At 46.6% G+C, this 16,458-nt stretch carries 13 protein-coding genes; all 13 read left to right on the top strand.

Annotated elements, in window-relative coordinates; all coding sequences use genetic code 11:
- Nucleotides 1–24 precede the first annotated feature (24 nt).
- Entirely contained in the window at nucleotides 25–312 is a 288-nt protein-coding gene (gene spoIIID / locus BLW49_RS11180) for a sporulation transcriptional regulator SpoIIID (RefSeq protein ID WP_047912385.1), read from the top strand.
- 315 nt (nucleotides 313–627) lie between these two features.
- Complete coding sequence (locus tag BLW49_RS11175; protein ID WP_047912384.1) at nucleotides 628–1,626, top strand: rod shape-determining protein; 999 nt, start codon at nucleotides 628–630, stop codon at nucleotides 1,624–1,626.
- Between the two features lie 109 nt (nucleotides 1,627–1,735).
- A complete protein-coding gene (locus BLW49_RS11170; RefSeq protein WP_076314498.1) occupies nucleotides 1,736–2,620 on the top strand; it encodes a flagellar hook-basal body protein in 885 nt (294 codons plus the stop codon).
- A 50-nt stretch (nucleotides 2,621–2,670) separates the two neighbouring features.
- On the top strand, nucleotides 2,671–3,495 hold the full coding sequence (locus tag BLW49_RS11165; RefSeq protein ID WP_076314499.1) for a flagellar hook-basal body protein: 825 nt from the start codon (nucleotides 2,671–2,673) through the stop codon (nucleotides 3,493–3,495).
- A gap of 9 nt (nucleotides 3,496–3,504) precedes the next feature.
- Nucleotides 3,505–3,708, top strand: coding sequence for a DNA-directed RNA polymerase subunit beta (locus tag BLW49_RS11160; protein WP_076314614.1), 204 nt, complete (start codon nucleotides 3,505–3,507; stop codon nucleotides 3,706–3,708).
- Between the two features lie 291 nt (nucleotides 3,709–3,999).
- Nucleotides 4,000–4,431 carry a 3-hydroxyacyl-ACP dehydratase FabZ gene (fabZ, locus tag BLW49_RS11155; protein ID WP_076314500.1) on the top strand — a complete coding sequence of 144 codons (432 nt, stop codon included), beginning with the start codon at nucleotides 4,000–4,002 and terminating at the stop codon, nucleotides 4,429–4,431.
- Nucleotides 4,432–4,527: 96 nt separating this feature from the next.
- Nucleotides 4,528–6,243 carry a phospho-sugar mutase gene (locus BLW49_RS11150; protein ID WP_076314501.1) on the top strand — a complete coding sequence of 572 codons (1,716 nt, stop codon included), beginning with the start codon at nucleotides 4,528–4,530 and terminating at the stop codon, nucleotides 6,241–6,243.
- Nucleotides 6,244–6,568: 325 nt separating this feature from the next.
- The gene (locus BLW49_RS11145; RefSeq protein WP_076314502.1) at nucleotides 6,569–8,587 is read left to right on the top strand and encodes a DUF5693 family protein; all 2,019 of its coding nucleotides are present in this window, start codon (nucleotides 6,569–6,571) and stop codon (nucleotides 8,585–8,587) included.
- Nucleotides 8,560–9,732 (top strand): polysaccharide pyruvyl transferase CsaB, encoded by a 1,173-nt coding sequence (gene csaB / locus BLW49_RS11140; RefSeq protein WP_076314503.1) that lies wholly within the window; start codon nucleotides 8,560–8,562, stop codon nucleotides 9,730–9,732. The genes BLW49_RS11145 and csaB overlap by 28 nt, the downstream gene beginning before the upstream one ends.
- Before the next feature lie 114 nt (nucleotides 9,733–9,846).
- Nucleotides 9,847–10,548 (top strand): WecB/TagA/CpsF family glycosyltransferase, encoded by a 702-nt coding sequence (locus tag BLW49_RS11135; protein WP_256209748.1) that lies wholly within the window; start codon nucleotides 9,847–9,849, stop codon nucleotides 10,546–10,548.
- Between the two features lie 160 nt (nucleotides 10,549–10,708).
- Nucleotides 10,709–11,830 (top strand): glycosyltransferase family 4 protein, encoded by a 1,122-nt coding sequence (locus BLW49_RS11130; RefSeq protein WP_076314504.1) that lies wholly within the window; start codon nucleotides 10,709–10,711, stop codon nucleotides 11,828–11,830.
- A 165-nt stretch (nucleotides 11,831–11,995) separates the two neighbouring features.
- Complete coding sequence (locus BLW49_RS11125; protein ID WP_076314505.1) at nucleotides 11,996–15,889, top strand: S-layer homology domain-containing protein; 3,894 nt, start codon at nucleotides 11,996–11,998, stop codon at nucleotides 15,887–15,889.
- A gap of 147 nt (nucleotides 15,890–16,036) precedes the next feature.
- Nucleotides 16,037–16,378 (top strand): hypothetical protein, encoded by a 342-nt coding sequence (locus BLW49_RS11120; protein ID WP_090724684.1) that lies wholly within the window; start codon nucleotides 16,037–16,039, stop codon nucleotides 16,376–16,378.
- Nucleotides 16,379–16,458: the final 80 nt, after the last annotated feature.

Genomic DNA, 16,458 nt, shown 5'->3' with positions numbered 1-16,458 from the left:
TATCCACAGTAGGGAGGCGGGAGCGTGCACGATTACATCAAGGAACGGACCATTAAGATTGGACGCTGCATCGTTGAGACGAGGCATACGGTCCGGACAATCGCCAAAGAATTTGGCGTTTCAAAGAGCACGGTGCATAAGGATTTGACCGAACGGCTGCCGGAAATCAACCCTGATCTTGCCGATCAGGTAAAGCACATTCTTGAGTATCATAAATCCATCCGTCATTTGCGGGGAGGAGAAGCCACCAAGATCAAATATAAGAAATCGAGCGGCAAAAAACGGGAGGTGCTCGCCTCCAGCAAATCTTGAGACCACCCTGCTTAAGATAGGACCAGAAGCATACAAATGCATTGAATACCTCCCCTGAAGTATGATATGTTAAAAGATGGGATTACGTCGAAATATGACTAGTATACGATTGAACTTTCACATAAAGTTGCTGTCTTTTGTCGAACAATAGCTATATGAGGGATTAAGCATTCATTTGAGTCATTCGAGTGGTGCAAGATTCGATATGCAGCAAACAACGTATTTTCATGAGGATTTTGCATAAATCCATTCGTTAACCATTCACCTTATGCAAAATCCCGGACCTATAAAATATCACTTTGGGGGCTCTTTTATATGTTTAGCAAGGATATCGGCATTGATCTTGGCACAGCAAATGTGCTTATTCACGTGAAAGGAAGCGGAGTTGTGCTTGACGAGCCTTCTGTCGTTACGATTGAGAGCGGGTCCAAGAGAGTCCTCGCCGTTGGAGAAGAAGCAAGACGTATGGTAGGGCGTACACCTGGGAACATCGTGGCTATCCGGCCTTTGCGTGATGGGGTCATTGCTGATTTTGATATTACGGAAACGATGCTTAAATATTTCATTCATCGGGTTGGCGGCAAGAATTGGTACAGCCGTCCCCGTATTTTAATATGTGCACCAACCAATATCACTTCTGTAGAACAGAAGGCAATTCGTGAAGCGGCAGAACGTAGTGGGGCGAAGGAAGTATTTCTGGAGGAGGAGCCCAAAGCGGCGGCGATTGGCGCAGGCATGAATATCTATGAGCCGAGTGGAAATATGGTCGTCGATATCGGCGGGGGGACAACGGATGTCGCTGTACTGTCGATGGGTGAGATCGTTACCTCTTCTTCTATTAAAATGGCGGGGGACAAGTTTGACGAAGCGATACTGAAGTATATCAAAAATAAGTACAAGCTTCTGATCGGAGAGCGGACGGCAGAGCATATTAAGATGATGATCGGTACGGTACATCCGAATGGTGAGCAGGCTGAGCTCGATATTCGCGGACGGGACATGGTCAGCGGCTTGCCGAAGACGATTATGGTCACATCAGGTGAGGTTCAGGAGGCATTGTCCGACCCTGTAGAATGGATCGTCGCCTCTGCCAAATCGGTACTGGAGCAGACTCCGCCTGAACTGGCTGCGGATATCATTGATCGTGGAGTGATTTTGACCGGTGGAGGTGCACTGCTCAAAGGATTGGACGAGCTGCTCGCAGAAGAGCTCAGAGTTCCGGTTCTGGTGGCGGAGGATCCGATGCACTGCGTCGTCAAGGGGACGGGCCTGATGCTTAATCATTTGGATCGTTCCCTTAAGAAAAAGTTCTAATCTGCCGATATAGCAATAAGCAGTACATAAATTAAATTGATAACTTATCAAACAGCTGGTCTTTAAATAATATATACAAATATGCTGACAGCATGAAGGAGGAGTAAGGTTGATTCGTGGTCTTTATACAGCGGCAGCCGGAATGGTAGCCCAGCAGCGCAGACATGATACCGTGACGCAAAATATCGCCAACTTGAATACAACAGGATACAAGCAGGTGGAGAGCGTGACTCGTTCTTTTCCCGAAATGCTCTTGGAGCGGACAGGAGATGCTTCCTCGCCCGGCAATAAGAAGGTAGGTCTGCTCAACACAGGTGTATATGCGGAGGAGAGCTTGTATTCGAATATCCAAGGAGCGCTTACGCCAACGGAGAACAATATGGATTTTGCGCTGTATTCCGATCTGAATGTGATTGACCCGAATACAGGCCAGGCTGTACCCTTTGATGCGTCAGGTAAATATATTAGCGATAACGGCAGCGTCATTTATCAGCCGCAGGCCTTTTTCACCGTACAGGACAGTGAAGGCAATGTTAAATATACACGGAATGGTGAATTTAGTGTGGATGCTGAAGGGAGACTTCTTAGTGCAACCGGCTACGAAGTGCTGTCAGATAATGGCGAGCCGATTGTGTTGACAGGATCCGTAAATCAATTTAAAGTGGACGAGCAAGGACGTCTGGTGAATGCCGTGAACGGCACCCCTGCAGGGCTTAGTCTAGGAATTTCCATTATTGATCAGCCTCACCAGCTTGTTAAAGAAGGTAATGGTAACTTTGCATTGGATCCTTCTAGTGAAGGGGCGGCAAGGCAGCTGGCAGATGGGGATAATGTACAGGTTCAGCAAGGATTTCTGGAGCAATCTACGGTTGATGCGTCTCAGTCTATGGTAGACATGATGGCGGCGCTGCGACTGTATGAAGCGAATCAGAAGGTAATACAATTTTATGATAAAAGCCTTGAAAAGGCTGTGAATGAGATTGGTCGTGTCTAAATGGATACGGCTAGAGCTTTACATATCTCTTAAGTTTGGGGGGATAATTTATGAATAATTCGATGATAAGTGCACTCGTGTCTATGCAAAGTCTGCAGCAGCGCCTGAATGTAATTGCCGATAACGTTGCGAATGTAGATACGGTGGGATATAAGAGCAAGCAGGCTTCTTTTGAAGATGTACTAACCACGTTCCAGCAGCAGGCTTCACCACTGAACCGGGATGGCCGTGCCACGCCACTAGGCTTTACGCAAGGCTATGGCATCCAGATGGTTTCACTTGCGCAGGATATGACGCAGGGCGAAATGAATGCAACTGGCAATCCGACGGATCTGGCTATTGAAGGCAACGCCCTGTTCGCTGTTGAGGTGAACGGAGAGAAGGCCTGGACCCGGGCAGGGAATTTTCAATTTGTTCCCGACCCAGCAGATCATGAGCGGATGAGACTTGTTACCGCAGAAGGTTACGCTGTTCTCGGCAGAGACGGAGAAGGGATTACCGCACCGGTAAATTCATCTGCTGCTGTAGATGCAAGCGGGAATTTGCTGGTCCGTATAGGCAACTCGCCTAACGCAGCGATTGCAGGTCAGCTGCAATTTGTTGAGCCAATGAGACCGGAGGGGCTCTCTGCAAGTGCGGACAATCTCTATACACTAGCACCGGGAGCGACGGAAGCAGAAGTCTTTGGAGAGAATGCAGCGGCTCGTGTTCCTGCGGGTGCCTCCATTCGTTCCGGTTACCTGGAGACTTCGAATGTGGATCTAACCGCAGAGATGACCAAGATGCTGGAGGTACAGCGCACATACCAGCTGGCTGCGCGTGCACTCAGCTCCAGTGATACCATGTTAAATCTCGCGAATAATATGAGGGCATAGGTGAACGTAATGACTCAAGAAGATACAGCTGTGGTGAAGAAGAAAGGATCTGGGAAGAAGGTCCTGCGCTGGTGGCTCATCCCTATGCTGTTCATTCTGGCACTCGTCGGCGGTATGATTGCGGGTTATGTGGTCGTTGGTGGACAGGATATCGGTTCAGCCTTTGATTATCGTACCTGGAAGCATATTTTTGATCTGGTATTTGCACCATAGACGTTTAACATTTAAAATACGGAAAGCTCCTGTTTAGCAGGAGTTTTCTTTTTGTTCCCGAAAAATGTATAATGATGGGGGACTTTGTGCGTAAAGCAAGGCTCCATTTAACAACAACAAAAAAGGGCTTCTCTATAGCAGGGCAAGCAGCCCATAAGGCTGTTTACGGTTCTGCAAGCGGTAGAGAAACCCCCTTATCTTAACCTTCACTACTGCAGATGATGAAGGATAAGAATAGTTTTGACGAGAAGCTGAGATGTTATGCATAGAATGGAAGGAGTTTTACCAATAATGCTCGATATTAATCAAATTCAAGAGATTATTCCACACCGTCCTCCGTTTTTGCTGGTGGATAAGATCGTGGAGATGGAAGAGGGCAAGCGTGCCGTTGGCATCAAGAATGTGACCATCAATGAACCGTTTTTCACAGGCCACTTTCCCGGTTATCCGGTGATGCCGGGTGTGCTCATTACCGAAGCACTGGCTCAGGTCGGAGCGGTTGCCATTCTTAACGTTGAAGCCAACAAGGGCAAGATCGGATTTTTGGCTGGACTGGATAACTTCCGTTTCCGCGGACAAGTAGTGCCTGGCGATACGCTGGAGCTTGAGGTGGAGATTACCCGTTTGAAGGGCTCCATTGGCAAGGGAAAAGCAACGGCTCGCGTGGAAGGCAAAGTGGTTGCTGAAGGCGAAATCATGTTTGCGTTATCAGATCCTAGGTAAATTGGTTAATGATTATATAGTAATAGCAGCTCTAATGGTTGTACTTACTGGATAAACACATAGAGAAAATAATGATCATGGCCGGAGGGAGAAATGATGGTAATGTTAAGTGAAACAGCAGAACGCAGTTTGAATCAATGGCTTGCGGATCCTTCAATCGATGAGGAGACGAAGCAGGAGCTTAAAGAGCTCTCGAATGACACTACAGAATTGGAGGACCGCTTCTACCGAGAGCTGGAATTTGGTACAGGGGGTCTCCGTGGTGTAATTGGAGCAGGAAGCAACCGCATGAACCGTTATACGGTTGGTAAAGCGACGCAAGGATTTGCCAAATATATTCTTGAACAGCATCAAGGCGAAGGGCAGCCTTCTGTTGTCATTGCGCATGATTCACGTCACTTCTCACCTGAATTTGCCCTGGAGGCTGCGCTGGTGCTTGCTGCGAATGGGATTGTTGCTAAATTGTATCCATCACTGCGCCCTACGCCGCAGCTGTCTTTTAGCGTAAGACATCTTGCTGCAACAGGAGGTATTGTCGTTACAGCGAGCCACAATCCGCCGGAATATAACGGCTATAAAGTGTACAATGCCTCAGGTGGACAGCTGGTACCGGACGAAGCAGAACGTGTCATCAGCTACATACAGGAGATTTCCTCACTTCGTGAAGTGAAGAAGCTGAACCAGGCTGAAGCCGAGGCAGAAGGACTGCTGGTATGGCTTGGCGCAGAGGAGGATGAAGCGTTTATTGAAACGGTTGCTTCCGTAAGCTTGAACCGTGATCGCATTGCCTCCGATTACGCGAAGGATTTCAACATTGTATTCACGCCGCTGCACGGGACAGGCCATCATCCGGTTCGTCAGGTGCTTGAGCGCATCGGGTTTACGAACCTGCATATTGTACCTGAGCAGGCAGAACCGGATGCCGAGTTCTCTACCGTGAAATCTCCAAACCCGGAGGAGCGTGAAGCCTTCACCCTGGCGATTGAGCTTGGAGAACGAGTTGGAGCTGATATTCTGATTGGTACCGACCCCGATGCAGATCGGATGGGAGCGGTCGTGAAGGATAAGAACGGCAAATACTTCGTATTGTCCGGCAATCAATCCGGGGCGATTATGACCCATTACCTGCTCAGTCAGATGAAGGAGCGGGGAGAGTTGCCTTCGAACGGTGCGGTTGTTAAGACGATCGTAACAAGTGAGATGGGGGCAGTGATTGCCGAGCATTACGGTGCACAGGTGTTTAATACACTGACCGGATTCAAATATATCGGTGAGAAGATGGATGCTTTTGAAGCGACGGATAGCCATACGTATCTGTTCGGCTATGAAGAGAGCTACGGCTACCTTGCCGGCAATTATGCGAGAGATAAGGATGCGGTCCTTGCAGCGATGTTGATCTGTGAAGCGGCGGCTTATTACAAAGCCCAAGGCAAGACGCTGTACGATGTACTGCAGGAGCTGTACGAGCAGTTCGGCTACTTCCTTGAAGCACTGCAGTCGAGAACTTTGAAAGGGAAAGACGGCGTAGCGCAAATCCAGTCCAAAATGACAGATTGGCGCACATCCGCACCTGATCAGGTTGCAGGCATCCGAGTGGCAGAGATGCAGGATTACTCCAAAGGCCTGAACGGTCTGCCAAAAGAAAATGTACTGAAATTTATCCTTGAGGATGGATCCTGGTTCTGCCTTCGTCCATCAGGGACGGAGCCGAAGATTAAGGTTTATTTTGCGGTACAGGGTACTTCTTATGAAGATGCACAAGCACGGATTGATCGTCTGATCGAAGCTGTAATGGCGCGTGTGGATGCATAAGGTCAAGGAGTTAACATAAGCAATACTTTAATTGTAGAGAGCCTTTCCGCACCGTTATGGGTTGTTTGGCGGAAAGGCTCTTCCTATGTCAGCAGATTGCAAGTTTGATGAGAAGGAGAATTTTTTGGTTCCTTAGGGCATGATATGGAATGTATAAAAATATGAGGTCATTTTTCACCCTATACACTTATTACCCTCCATCGTAAGGATGTATCATGCGAATATAGAAATTTATTATATTTCATTCTTCATCTGAATTCATTTCCTTCATTTCTACCGTCTCTGTTCATTATCTTTAATTTATTTTGTTTAGGAGGTACTTTTAGTGCGTCAAAAATGGCAGTATTGGAACACCGTATCCCGCAAATGGCTCTGGATCCTTGTTATTATCGGACTCATTGCCTCGATTCCCATCATTGCAGATCGTGTGAAGACAGAATCAAGCGCGAAGAACGTGGAGCTTGCGTTCGATTATCGGGATCTTGTCGAAGTAGCCGCTTATCAGGCGCATCCACAGGATTTTATTGACCAGAAGCTGACCGAGCTGAAGGATGCTGGTGTCATCACGATGGCAGTGTACGAGAGCACATTGGAAGAATTCCGCAAGTCAGAGAGGATTACAATCTATGACAGCGTACAAGCGGCCAACCTGACAGGTCAAATCCCACCGGTTAATGAGAACTACACGTATATTCTCTTCACATCGGATGAGAGCCGGGAGGCTTTGTCTTCAATTATCGAAGATACTTTCGAAAGACTCGATATTCCCGTGAATCCATGGACCTATTTGAATGAAGAAGGACTGGTTCTTCAGACTCCGACGGAAAATGCGAAGCTGAAGCCGATGCTTCCTGATCCTATTGCGATGGCGGAACTCCATGAGCGTGGCTTCAACATCATGCCTCGTCTGGGTGATGCACTGCCGTATGATCAAGAAGCGGCTGCTGCGATGATGGAGACCTTTGAGCAGTATGGTGTATCACGGATTCTGTTTGATGGCGATAAAGTTAAGGGCTATAACGATAACGAAGACATGAAGAGTCTGTCTGCCTTTGCAGAACTAATGAACAAGCATGGGATTGGGCTTGCTGCCATCGAGAATCTGAAGAAGCCTCAGAGTGGATTCAGCACCCTTGCATATCTGACGGATTATAATGTCACTCGTCTATATTCACTCAGTGAATCGGATGCAAACCTGGATGTGAACGTGATCTCAGATCGATTCGCACTGGCAACGAAGGACCGGAACATCCGAATGCTGTACCTGAATGCCGCTCCGGCTAGAAGTGCACTTACGGCTCAAGTAACGGATCCTTTGGATAACCTGATGGATGCATTGGGTGAAGAAGGAAAAGCGGTTCAGCGAATGGAAGACAACGGTTTTGTAATGGGCAAGGCAGAGCCTTTTGATGTTGCAGAAACGGGCGGTGAGAGATACTTTAAGGCCGTCGTCGTTGTCGGCAGCGTGGCGATGATTGCGCTGATGATATCCTACTTTATTCCGTTCCTGACTCTGCCGGCCTTTGTTCTCGGACTGATTGGAAGTGCTGGACTGTTCCTGCTTAGACCAACACTGCTTGAACAAGCGTTAGCTCTCTTGGCTGCGATCAGTGCACCAACCGTTGCGATGATCCTTGCGGTAAGAAAGATTAATGCTGCACAGGTGAGAAAGCCTGACTTATCGGTGAAGAGCCGGTTATCGAAGAGCATCCTGCTGTATGTATGGACATCTATCCTATCCTTTGTTGGTGTTCCGTTCATGATTGCACTGCTTAACAACATTACGTATTCACTCGTCATCGATCAATTTAGAGGCGTAAGCATCCTGTACTCTGGACCTGTTTTGCTCGTTGCCATCTATGTATTTTTCTACCTGAAGTCCATGTCAGTCGCTTCAATTCGCCAATTGCTGAACCGGCCGATCACGATTTTGATGATAGTGGCAGTGGGTATTGTCGGTGTGGTAGGCTATTACTATATGACTCGAACTGGGAACGCCGGAACGGTACTGCCGTTTGAAGCACAGCTGCGTACATTCCTTGAGAATACGTTTGGCGTACGTCCGCGTAACAAGGAATTCCTGCTGGGCCATCCGATGTTCGTGGTAGGAGCATTTATTGCTCTTAAATACCGTCATGGGATTTACTTGCTAATCATTGCAGCTATTGCACAGCTATCTATGGTGGGCACCTTCGCTCACATTCATACACCGGTGCATCTGTCACTTATTCGTGGACTGCTTGGTCTCGGACTGGGACTGGTTGTTGGACTGATTGCAATACTGGTGTGGCAAGTTCTGGAAGGATGTTGGAAAAAATGGTCACCAATACTACTAAGAAAATAGTTATCTCAGGATACTATGGCTTTCGAAACAGCGGAGATGAAGCGGTACTTAAGTCGATTCTTACAGCGCTTGAGGAACAAAGCCAGCGTTCGTCTATTGAAATTGAGCCCATCGTCTTATCAGGTGATCCTGAATGGACACAGCAGACGTATGGCGTGAGAGCTGTACATCGGATGAAGCTCGGAGAGGTTCGGCGGGCCATTAAGGAGAGCGACGGTCTGATCAGCGGAGGCGGCAGCTTGCTGCAGGATGCAACGGGCTGGAAGTCCATTCCTTATTATCTGGGTATTCTTAAACTGGCACAGAATATGAAGAAGCCGACGTTTATATATGCGCAGGGCGTGGGGCCAGTGCACCGGAAGATTTTTCACCCGATGATCCGTGGTGTCTTCAAACACTGTGAGTATATCTCAGTACGTGACGAGGATTCAGCTAAGCTCATTCAGAGCTATGGGATTCAGTGGAATGATGTCAAGGTCGTCCCAGACCCTGTCATGGGGCTGCCACTGCCTGATGAATCCAAGGTGAAGAAGGCCGCTGCGTATGGCGGAGGAAGTGCAAGAAGAACGACACCAAGACAAGAGGAGGAAGACCTGCCTGTAATCGGGGTGTCGGTTCGTTTCTGGGACAAGGAGAGAAGAGAGCTGGATGCCATCGGCGAAGGACTCAAGAAGCTCGCGGAGCAGCGCAAGGTGCATATCCGACTGCTTCCGTTCCATCTTCCTTCGGATGAGGAAGCCTCTGCTTATGTGAAAAAGAAGATCGGGCATTTGAATGGGACAGGCAGCAAGGTGAGTATCTGCTCCCAGCAGACCGATCCCCAGATGATGCTGCTGGAGGTATCCCGATGCAAGCTCGTCCTCGGGATGCGTCTGCACAGTCTGATCTATGCTGCATCACAGCGGGTACCGCTCGCAGGTGTATCTTATGATCCCAAGATCGATGCATTCCTTCAGCGGCTGAACAGTGAGCCTGTCGGCAGCACAGAATCACTGGATGCAGACAAGCTGCTTGCTGCACTTAATGACATGCTGGATTCTCATGCAGAGTGGCTTGCGGACAAGGAAGAGGCGATCGCTGCGCTGAAAGAGCAAGCTCAGGAGCCTGCAGCTCACATTCTAAAATTTCTTAGCGGCAAAGGATGATTGAAAGTCATGATAGAGCGTAAGGAACAAGCGTCTGGCGGGACGGCAGATCAAACTCAATCCCCCGTGAGAACCGTACCGACGGTGCCGATCTTTGGCATTCCGTTTTCGCGCATGAATATGAAGGACACCGTGGCTTATCTGACCGAAGCGATACAGGCCGGTAAGCCTCATCAGATCATTACAGGCAACCCGATCATGGTCATGGCAGCGCTGAATGATCCGAAATATATGGAAATTATGAAGTCGGCCGAGCTGGTCGTTCCAGATGGTACCGGTGTAGTCTGGGCAGCCGAATACTGCGGTGTTCCTGTAGCAGAGCGTGTTGCCGGATTTGATCTGTTACATGAACTCATGCATGTTGGTGAATCCTATCAGTGGAGAGTGTATTTGCTCGGTTCTACAGAAGAAGTGATTCAAGAGACAGCAAGCAGGTTACAAAAGCAATATCCTGGCATCGTGGTGTGCGGATATCGCGATGGCTTCTTCGGTGAGCCCGAAGATCCGGAAGTCATTGCGCAGATTCGTGCAGCGAGCCCGCACCTGCTGTTTGTAGCCAGGGGTGCAGACACCCAGGAGCCTTGGATTGGTAAATATAAGGAGCAGCTCGGCGTTCCGCTGATGATGGGCGTGGGCGGCAGCTTCGATATTATTTCCGGCAGGTCTAAGCGTGCACCGGTCGTATTCCAGAAGCTGAGAGCGGAATGGCTGTACCGGCTGCTCAAGGAACCGAAGCGGGCCAAGCGCATGCTTGCCTTGCCGCAGTTTGTACTCAAGGTAAAACGTGAGAAAAAAAACGTGACGAAAATAGTGTAAATCGTGTGAAAATACAGGAAGATCTGTTAAAAACAATGTTTTTTGCTAGAAAAAAAGAATAGTAATTCAGAGGTCAAGAGAGTATAATGCTGTTCAGTTGGGTCATGGACAGATTCGTGAAGGATTCTTTGTTTTTAAAAATTGGGGGTTGAATGAACAAATGTTAATGTTCTATATCTTGGGATTTATCGTGGCTCTCGGACTTGCGGTAGGACTTACGCCTCTCGTGAAGAAGTTTGCGGTAAATGTGGGAGCCGTTGACGTGCCTGATGCACGGAAGGTTCATACCAAGATTATGCCTAGACTCGGTGGTCTCGGTATTTTTCTTGCTTTCATGGTCACGATGCTGGCGCTGCTTCCGTTTGTTTCGGAATACTTCACTGCAAGAGATTCCCGATTCATCCAAGCTTTTATGATTGGCGGTACAATGATTGCCCTGATCGGTGCGCTAGATGACCGGTTCCAATTGTCGGCCAAGGTTAAATTTTTAGCTCAGATTATTACGGCGTGTGTCGTTGTGTTCGGATTTCAGATCCGTATAGATTTTGTAAATATTCCTTTTGCTGATGCTTACTCATCACTTGAACTATGGATCTCGATTCCGCTGACGATCTTCTGGATTGTCGGTGTGACGAATGCGATCAACCTGATCGATGGACTCGATGGTCTTGCTGCGGGTGTGTCTGCCATTGCGATTGGTACGATTGCGGTGATGTCCTTCATTATGGGCAACGTTACGACTGCACTCATCTGTCTTGTATTGCTCGGCAGTATTATCGGATTCTTGTTCTTTAACTTTCATCCGGCCAAGATCTTCATGGGAGATACAGGATCACTGTTCCTGGGCTTCAGTCTTGCTATGCTCTCACTTCTTGGATTTAAGCAGATCGCTGTCGTATCCTTGATCACACCGCTGATTATTATCGCTGTGCCATTGTCCGATACGCTGTTTGCGATTCTTCGCCGCTTCTTGAACAAGAAGCCGATCTTCGCACCGGATAAAGGTCACTTGCATCACCGTCTGCGTGAGCTTGGCTTCAGCCACCGTCAAACGGTGCTGATTATCTACGGTATTGCCGCATTCTTCGGCGTGCTTGCCGTGATCCAGTCTTCTGCGACGATGCATGAAGCGAACTGGGTTACGTTTGTTGTGATCTGTGTCATGATGTTCTTCCTGCAGATCGGTGCAGAGGTCATCGGCCTGATCGATAAAACCAAGCGTCCGCTGATCAACTTCTTCATGAAGCTGAGAGTGAAGGCGTCCGAGTCTCGCACGAAATAAGAAGTGAATTGAACAGCCATTATATCATCTATAATTTAAACCTTTGAACTATTATTAACCAGCCTTGTTCCTATTTAGGGAATAAGGCTTTTTTTGTTGAAACTTCTTCATATTTAACCCAGGCCATCCGATATAAGAGGTAACTATATTTAAAGGAGAGATTATATGCAGCGCATCAAACGGCCGATGGTATGGCTGCTGTTAGTAACACTTATTGTTTCACTGTTCCCCCCTGGTTTGATTAATAAGGCAGAGGCAGCGGACAATGTATCTACGAGTTATTTTGCTCCGGATATCGAAACGCTGAAGAATACCGTTCAGTTGAAGCTCGAAGGAACGGATAAATTACTGAGTAGAGAAAATGCATATAAAGTAACAAATAAAATGCTAACAGCAACAGGTACCTATACCAAAGTTACAGGCTCAACACTCAGTGCCAGCATTCAACAATTAACATGGGATCCACTCACCTCGAAGTGGACTCGTGATACTTCAAAAGTAACTCCAGGAACCATTCAGCTTGATTTAGACAGCCCGGAAAACCGTTTTACATCTACACTAACGCTGTATCCAGGTATGAATGAAATTACTTTCTCTGGAACACAAGGCAATATGACACGGTCGGAGAGCTTCTATGTATTGTTTGACCAAGTTCCATATGTAGAGAGCTTAAGTGTACTAGGCTTGTCCCAACCTGTTACCTTGAATGAGGGGACTCAAGTGGTTATCCCAAGAAAAGATATTACCCTTCAAGGTAAAATTCAAAATGCGACGAGAGCAACGGTGGCTCTAAATGGAGGGTCAGCACTAGCAACGACATTATTGTCGGATGGGACGTTCTACTCTCCACAATTATCACTGAATCCTGGACTTAACAATATTGTTCTCGTTATTGAGAATGGTTCAGATCGAATTACAGTAAATCACTCACTGTATTACTTTGATACCAGCAATCCGATCGTTTCTATGTACTTAGCTGACTCCGATCGTAATGCAAACAATTTATTAACAGGAACACCAACATGGACAGGAGCGGAAGATACAGCGACATTGTATGTTCAAGCCTTAGTTCCTGATGAAGGCGATGCTGTGAGTAAGTCAATTAAGCTTAATGGTCTTGATGTAACTCCGGTATACTTTTCTTCCCTGTCACTAGACAGCTCAGGCAAGCTGGTTACTGCAGGTAATAGCGATGTTGTTATTCAAGGTGTCGAAGGGGCCACTTCGGCTTACCGACTAATTACATTTGCAGTTCCGAACTTTCCTTTTCTTGACGATGCAAGCGGGACTACAGCAAAAAGCCAAAGACACACATTAAATATTACCTACGGTTCAACAATAGTGAACAAGGCTGCAAATTTCAATTTTGCTCAAGGTGAAGTCGTAATTAGTCAGCTGTATCATTTGAAGGGCTATACAGTAGGCACAGATGGTAAAGCAACATATTCCAAAGAGAATCTTAACGGAGCAAACGTAGATTCCAGCGATTATTATATTTCCGTTAAGACGAATTCTCCTGTCACAGATCCTAATGCCCTAACAGCAAAATACTTGCCCGTAGGCAGCAACATGACAATCAATTATGTGGGACCGGTAGAAGGTTCAACAACAGAGTATATTTACAGAATTTCTGGTTTCCAGAACGGGAATCAAACCGTTCGTTTCCAATATTCCGGATCCACGCAGTATAAGGACGCTGTCATTTCATTTGTTTCCAAAACTTATATTTATGTCTCTAACCTGACGGATGGTCAGACGGTGACCATTGATTCGAATCAGACAACAAACCTGCAGGTCTCAGGGGAGTATATCGGTTTTGATCTGAACAGCACGGCTTTCAAAGGAGAAGTGTTCGTTAACGGAACAACACCATCGGGTCTTGGAACTTGGCTGACAAACGGAAAGTTTAATCTGAATCTGCAAGTCAATGCAGACACCGGACCTTTATATTATGGTGAAAACAGAATCGTATTTACCGGAACGGTTGCAGATGATAACAATCAGTACCGGGTTGTAAGAAAAGAAATCCGCATCTATATTCTGGATGAGAATGTTTCCAACATTGATAAATTTCAGCCGGCTGTAGGCAATAACAGAGTTACCTTCCCGCTGGAATATACAGATAATGAACAATGGGCGAAGATTTTCAATCTGACTCCTGATTTCATATACAATGGCGGAACGTATACAACGAGTCTTCAAGAGCATGACATCGTTATTCGCGGTAATGGAGCATCCAAGGTGAACTTGAATCTAGGATCACAGAATTTATTCTCCTTGGATGTCACAGATACAATTATTAAGCAGACAAGCGAGTTTACTTACAACAATAAGACATACGCCTATGAATACTTCGGCAGTTCAGCTGAATTTGTTATCCGTGTGCAGAATTTGCCTGCTGAAACGCCTGGAACCTATGTATATAATCTGGAATTGATTAATAGCACTGGGGCGAAGACAAGCCAGCAGCTCCAATTGGTCCGAGAGGTTAAGCCTTATCGATTGTTAGCACCACAGCCGACGGTTGATGGAGCCTATGTTGTGAATAAGAATTTTGTTCGCTTTGATATTGAAGCAGAAGGCGCCACTGAAGTATTAATCGATGGAGAGCCTGCGGTAAAGAGAACAGATCTCGGTGATGATCGCTTCTTGTATGATTATGTTGGCCTCAAGCAAGACAAAGCAAATGATATTGATATTGAGATCGTACGTGGAAGTACAACACTTGAAGACACGATATCGGTGTATTATACAGGTGCAGTCGCAGTTGATTCCCAGTACATGGCTCCAAAAGTCGCTACTAAATACAGTGTATTTAATAAGAGTCTAGAGCTTGAGTTTCCTAAGGGAACTATTATGCAATCTACAGATTCGAGAGGGATTAATAAATATTACCCTACAACACAGCTGCTATTCGGTCTAGCAGATCCAAAAGACGGCGTAGTGGAGCGCAGAAATGATTATGGCAACATTATCGGTTTCCCGAACAACGGTCTTTCTAATGAAGAAACAGGATATCCGGTATGGGATATCCCGGATGAGTACTTCCTGCGATTCGGAGCTTCCTCTGGAGATAAACAGAATTTTACGACGATCTCTAATGTTTACTGGATCAGTGGAGGACTTGGAGAACGCGGAACATTAGGTTCTGCAGATTACTTGCCGCCTACCAATGGACTTGCTCCATATTCGATTGAAGGCTTGTATGGTGATCCGACAATTGCAGCTGAACGTGAGGTTACTCCGTCGCAGCGTGGGGAACTAACACTTACTTACAACAGCAGCGTGGTTGATGAAGTGGGTTCTACAATTACCGTATTTAAATATACCTCTGATCGGGAATGGATCAATGTTGGTGGTATTGTCGACGCGAAGAACCATACCATTACTGTTCCTTTCGATGAGTTCGGTTATTATGTGGTAATGAAGCTGAGCCGCAGCTACACAGATATTACGAATCACAATTGGGCTAGAAACGTCCTGAACGCGATGTATTCTAAGGGCTTGATGGAGAATATTCGATTTGATCAGTTTGGTACTGATGATCGCACATCGCGCGGAGAATTCGCTACGCTGCTCGTTAAGGGTATGAATCTGCCTTTGAACTATGACAATAATCAAACCTTCGTGGATCTTGTGCCTGGGGCACGAAGCGAAACATGGGATTACGAGCATATTGAAACAGCAGCAAGAGCAGGAATTGTGACAGGACTAACGGAAGGGGTATTTGCCCCGAGCCAGCCTCTGACCCGTGAACAAGCGGCTGTGATGATCGCCCGTGCAATGAAGCTCAAGCTAGCTGCTAATGACAGCAAGCTAACCGACAATCTGGCGAAGCTGTATGTGGATTCGGGCAGCATTAACTATTATGCGAAGCCGGCCGTCCTGGCAGTGAACAAAGCAAAAATCATGACAGGAAATGCATTAACGGTTGCCGGACAGAGCAAGCCGCAGTACAGTTTTAATCCGCAGGGCTTCCTGACACGTGCAGAAGCAGCTAAAATTGCTGTGGAGCTGTTCAAAAAGAGCAACAAACTTTTTCCAATTAATTTAAGTTAAAATCTTCTAACAGAGAAAGAACTGCTCCTCTGAGGCGCAGTTCTTTTCTATCTATAGAAAGAATCATTCACTAGATTTTGTAATTTAATAGATTATAAGATACAATAGCGTTAAAATACACATTTTGCTAAAGGGTGAAGGTATCTGATGAAAGCAATCTATTCGAAAGCTCAGCTTGGCTACATGAAGGCAAAGACACAGTTTGAGAAACAAGCAGCGATTCTAGAAGTAGAGATTGAGAAGACACGCAAGACTCAGGAGATCTCGCAGGAAGTTATGGAAGGTCTTGTTATGAAGACTGGATTCCACGATGCATATAATAATTTGATGGCAGCAGAGAATGAGCTTATTGAATGGTCCCATGTTACGATCAAGCATGAGAAGACATACCGCGATAACAAGAAACCAATCGAGGATATGTATGAGAATTTGAATACCGATCCTAAGCTGCGTGCTCGCATCATTGAACTGGCAATGAACATTAAGTAAATCAACTGGATAACTTAAGAGATGAAGGTGCCGAAATTCGGCACCTTTTTTATATTTTTATCGTTCTATTAGTTACGTTG

Source organism: Paenibacillus sp. PDC88 (assembly GCF_900106725.1).
Lineage (GTDB): Bacteria > Bacillota > Bacilli > Paenibacillales > Paenibacillaceae > Paenibacillus > Paenibacillus shunpengii.
This window is presented reverse-complemented; position numbering and strand designations above follow the sequence as displayed.